The sequence below is a fragment of the Roseomonas chloroacetimidivorans genome, assembly GCF_049629625.1.
GTDB lineage: Bacteria > Pseudomonadota > Alphaproteobacteria > Acetobacterales > Acetobacteraceae > Roseomonas > Roseomonas chloroacetimidivorans.
Genome location: NZ_JBNBZS010000189.1, coordinates 1 through 3,935, shown reverse-complemented (window position 1 = coordinate 3,935; position 3,935 = coordinate 1). Strand labels below are relative to the sequence as shown.

5 protein-coding genes are annotated in these 3,935 nt (G+C 66.0%); 2 read left to right on the top strand and 3 right to left on the bottom strand.

Annotated elements, in window-relative coordinates:
- Both ACO1BU_RS36220 and ACO1BU_RS36215 read left to right on the top strand, forming a co-directional pair.
- On the top strand, window positions 1-196 hold a 196-nt coding region (locus tag ACO1BU_RS36220), incomplete at its 5' end, for a cytochrome o ubiquinol oxidase subunit IV (RefSeq protein WP_424140717.1).
- 161 nt (window positions 197-357) lie between these two features.
- On the top strand, window positions 358-954 hold the full coding sequence (locus tag ACO1BU_RS36215; protein ID WP_424140716.1) for a lipid-binding SYLF domain-containing protein: 597 nt from the start codon (window positions 358-360) through the stop codon (window positions 952-954).
- 257 nt (window positions 955-1,211) lie between these two features.
- On the opposite strand, the gene ACO1BU_RS36210 is transcribed toward ACO1BU_RS36215, so the two are convergent.
- The 3 genes from ACO1BU_RS36210 to ACO1BU_RS36200 form a co-directional block, all read right to left on the bottom strand.
- Complete coding sequence (locus tag ACO1BU_RS36210) at window positions 1,212-1,559, bottom strand: winged helix-turn-helix domain-containing protein (RefSeq protein WP_424140715.1); 348 nt, start codon at window positions 1,557-1,559, stop codon at window positions 1,212-1,214.
- Between the two features lie 510 nt (window positions 1,560-2,069).
- Window positions 2,070-3,101 (bottom strand): IS110 family RNA-guided transposase, encoded by a 1,032-nt coding sequence (locus tag ACO1BU_RS36205; protein ID WP_424140714.1) that lies wholly within the window; start codon window positions 3,099-3,101, stop codon window positions 2,070-2,072.
- Between the two features lie 242 nt (window positions 3,102-3,343).
- Window positions 3,344-3,935 (bottom strand): phosphoketolase family protein (locus ACO1BU_RS36200; protein ID WP_481133265.1); only part of this gene is annotated, 592 nt, incomplete at its 5' end.

The window sequence follows — 3,935 nt, the reverse complement described above, 5'->3', positions numbered from 1 at the left end:
TGCGATTGCGCAAATCGGTGTTCACCTCGTTTTCTTTCTTCACATCACCACGGCACCGGACAACACCAACAACGTGCTTGCGCTCGCCTTCGGCATTCTCGTGGTCGCGCTAATCGTCGGCGGATCAATCTGGATTATGGCGAACCTCAACCAGAACATGCCTCCCATGGATCAGATCATGCAGATGCAGCACTGATACAGGGCGGCGACCGGCGTCCTGCACGAACGGAGCGGTGGCTCAGGAATTCTGACCGGGGCGGATAACTGGAAACCTCCGGACCCGCGGTGCGTTGCGCCACGTGATGTGCGAGAATGGGGCCGTGGGCCTGTTCCAGTTCTGAGCGGAGACACGAAGCGATGATCGTTCCGGAAGCAGCCGATATGCCCGGCCGACGGGACATCGTAAGGCGATTTCTGCCTGCAGCGTTCTTGGCGGTGCTGGCTGGGGGCGCGCTGCTGCGGCCCGCGCCGGCCGCCGCCGCTACGCGGAGAGAGATCGACGCTGATGTCCAGGCGGCGCTTGTACGGCTGCGCAGCATGGACAATGCACGTCCGCTCTTCGGTCCGGCCCGTGCCGTCCTGGTATTCCCCCGCATCATCTCCGGCGGCTTCATCGTTGGCGGCCAGTATGGTGAGGGAGCGCTGGTGCAGGATGGCGCGATCCGCGGCTACTACAACATCGCGGGCGTCTCGCTCGGCCTGCTGGCGGGCGCCCAGTCCGCCGGGCTCGCCATGTTCTTCATGACCGACGAGGCGATCGCGGCGCTCAGGCGCGCCGATGGTTGGGAGATCGGCACCGGCCCGAGCGTGGTGGCGCTGGACCGCGGCGTGCAGGCCAACGTTACCGCCACAACTCTGCGGGAGCCGGTCTATGCCATCACCTTCGGCCAGGAAGGATTGATGGCGGCCCTTGCCCTGAACGGAACGAAGATCACCCGCATCACACCGGACTGAGCGGTGGCGTCAAGCGGGCCAGGATCGACGCCGCTATCCGTGCTTCGCCTCGTCCCACTCGCCACCGCCGGACAACGCCAAGCCGGTGCTGTCGACGATTATCAGATGCATGGGGCTGTGTGGGACGACCCTGGGGGGCCGGCCTGCCAAACCACGGCTACGCCCGGCACAGATGGAATTTCCCATCCGTTGGCAAGTGGTCGAATCCTGCGTTCGACTGCCCCCGCTTACGCAGTGCCTCGGCTTTTTGGTGTGGGTTAGAGCTTTTCCGGTTTACTCGAACGCGTAGCCGGAGTTAGCGAAGTAGTTCCTGCACTCGCCTGGGGTGAAGGTGCCGAGCAGGCGGCCAATGGTGGCCCAGAGCGCCTCTCGGGTGGGCGCGTCGAGAGCTTTCGGTAGCCAAGGGCCCGCACCTCCCGGCTAAGCGCCTGCTTTGAGACCGAAACCCGGAACTCCTCCCAGAGCCATTGGCCAAGGTCGACCAGGCGCCAGCGCACCACGCTATGGATAGCCAGTGTCGGGCCCTGTTCGATGATCGCCTCCAGTGCCGCCCGATGCGCCTCTGTCAGCCGCGAGGGCTGGCTGGGTGCCTTGCGGTCGACCAAGCCCCCGTCCCTTCACGTTGAACCGCACCACCCGGTCGCGCACGACCTGCAGCGTCACGTTGCCGATCCGCGCAGCCTCCGTCCGCGAGGCGCCATCGTAGATGGCCGCCAGGGCCAGCAGGCGGCGTGGCTGCGCGGCATCCTTCGCCCTCGGGCCAGAGCGCGCAGCGCCGAGGCATCATAGTCGGGGCGGAGGGGAAGCGGCTGTGCCATGGCGAGCCTCCAATGCTCACCGTCTTGAACGTATGGCCCGCCCCGTCCGCAAGCTGTGTCGGCATCCTTGGCTTCAGCAGTCTGCGTGAACGTATCCGGCCTCGGAGCAAGCTTCCTGCCAAGATGGAGGTCCGCGCGGCTCGGGCCTTAAAATCAGAGCGGCCTCGGAGGCCGTTCAGTGTACCAGGCTGCCGTGCCGCCGATCGACTGTCAGGCCATCTTTGTCACCACCTCCCGCAGACCTCCTGGGTCCAGGCGACCGGCGTTGCGCTCGCCCTGGCCGATCTCCCCCTTGCGTCAGACCGCCGCGGCGGCGGCCTCGTAACTCCGCCCGCGCGCCAGCACCGCCCATGCGATGCGTGCGAGCTTGTTCGCCAGCGCCACCACCACGGTGTTCTTGTGCGCGCGTTCGAGCAAGCCGCGCAGCCAGCCGCCCAAACGTGTCTCGGTCGCTGCCAGCCTTGGCAGCACGGCGCGGGCACCATGGATCAGGTTCTTGCGCAGGTAGCGGCTGCCCCGTTTGGTGATCCCGAGGAGCTTCGGCTTGCCCCCCGTCGTTGCCTGCTTCGGCACCAGCCCGAGCCAGGCTGCCAGATCGCGTGCTCGGCCGAACGCACTCGCATCGCCCACCGCAGCGACCAATGCTGTCGCGTTGATTGGCCCGATGCCGGGCACCGTCGCAAGGCGGCGGGCAGCCTCGTCCTGCCGCGCACTCGTGGCGGATTCCTCGTCGAATACCGCGATGCGCCGGTCGAGCTCGGCCCATTCCGCACGCATGTCATTCACCAGGCGACGGATGCGCGGGCTCAGGCAGTCGGGCGCGTTCTCATCGCGCGGTGCGTCAACCCACTCCGTCACTGCGCGGCGCCGCTGCGGTAGCACGATCCCGCGCTCCAGCAGCAGGGCGCGCAGCTGGTTGATCAGCGCCGTCCGCTCCGCCACCAGGCGCTCGCGCGCTCTATGTAGCGCTTGCACGTCAAGCTGTGCCTCGGCCTTAAGCGGAACAAAGCGCATCGTCGGGCGGGTCGCCGCCTCGGCAATCGCCTCGGCGTCACGGTCGTCATTCTTGTGCGCTTTCACATACGGCCGGACATACTCCGGCGACATCAGCCGGACTTGGTGCCCGAGCGCCTGAGCGCTGCGGCCGACATGGTGTGCTCCGCAGCACGCCTCCATCGCCACGACGCAGGGCGGTAGTTTCGCCAACAGCGCTGGGATGCCGTCGCGCGTCACACGCCGACGCAACACGACCTGCCCGCCCGCCGACATGCCTGCAACGCTGCAGCTGGTCTTGCCCAGGTCGATCCCGAGTACCGCAACTTCCGACATCGTGGCCTCCTTCCATCAAGAGAAGCGACCCTTACCCAGGGGCGCCTTCATGAGGGCGGGCCATCCCATAATCAGAGCAGCCCCGCGTCGGGGAACCCCTTTCGTGAGTCTCCCTCAGTAGGACTTGGTATCAGTGGAGCCGTGGCAGCCTGCGCTGCCTCCGATCCAGTCCGGAGGGAATGGCATCAGATCCGTCTCCCAAAGATCAAGCCACCCGCGCAAAGATCTCATGATTCGCGGGATCAAAGACACGGCGCTTCGGCCGGCGGAAACGCTGACTTGTTGACGGCGTGCGGCCAACGCCACTCCTGGACCTCGGGCATGTCCGTGCCATGCTGCCGAATATGGCGCTCGTGCTCGATCAGCTTGTCCTGGATCGCCTGCCTGGCGTAAGCAGCGGCCGTGCCGAGGCTTGGGACACGATCGATCACGTCACCCACGAGGTGAAAGCGGTCGAGCCGATTGCGCACCACCATGTCGAAGGGCGTGGTGGTCGTTCCCTCCTCCTCGAAGCCCCGGACGTGGAAGTTCCGGTGGTTGGTGCGCTTGTAGACCAGACGGTGGATCAGCGTCGGATAGCCGTGATAGGCGAAGATGACCGGCTTGGTGGTGGTGAACAAGGTGTCGAAGTCAGTGTCGGTCAGCCCGTGAGGATGCTGCGCCCGAGGTTGCAGCGTCATGAGATCGACGACGTTGATAAAGCGGACCTTCAGCCCCGGGAAATGCTGCCGCAGCAGGTCTGTCGCGGCCAGTGCTTCCAGCGTCGGCACGTCGCCGGCGCAGGCGATGACGACGTCGGGCTCGCCGCTGTCGTTGCTCGCCCATTCCCAGATG